Source organism: Lysobacter sp. TAB13 (genome assembly GCF_052113885.1).
Lineage (GTDB): Bacteria > Pseudomonadota > Gammaproteobacteria > Xanthomonadales > Xanthomonadaceae > Lysobacter > Lysobacter gummosus.
Genome location: NZ_JBFRDR010000179.1, coordinates 1 through 470 on the forward strand (window position 1 = coordinate 1; position 470 = coordinate 470).

The following is a 470-nucleotide window of genomic DNA, read 5'->3' on the forward strand; positions in this document are numbered from 1 at the left end:
GATCGTGCCCTGATCGTCGAACTCGAGATGATGAGGCGCACCCTGCATGTGCACTTCGAGATGGTTGATGACGATCTGGTTGATCCAGCTGTTCCGGAAGAATTCGGGTGCGAAGAACTTGTACTCCTTTCCGCCCTTCGCCGTGATGGAGAGGCGGTAGGATTTGCCGGATTCCATCTCGATCTGCTTCTGGGAGACGACGTAGTCGCGGCCTTCGTCATTCCCGAGCACCAGTTCGGGCAGATTTGTCCGGCCCTTCACGAGGTCGGCGGCCGTCACCTGGCCCAACCCGAGCAGGCCCGCCAGCAAGAACCACAGCAGATGCATGTCATCCTCCCCGTTCGTGTTGCTTTGGAATAGTGCAGGATCACTCGATTTTCGTGGGCACCTTGCTCCAGGCGTCGAACAGTCGATCTCGGATCGCTTCGCCTCCGTCCGGGGCTGGCCCGAAGCCTTGCCCTCTGCAATGA

General features: G+C 59.1%; 1 protein-coding gene. It reads right to left on the reverse strand.

Annotation, left to right across the window (positions count from 1 at the left end):
* The coding region (locus tag AB4Y92_RS25700; protein ID WP_441822191.1) for a hypothetical protein at window positions 1-327 on the reverse strand (327 nt) is incomplete at its 3' end.
* Window positions 328-470: the final 143 nt, after the last annotated feature.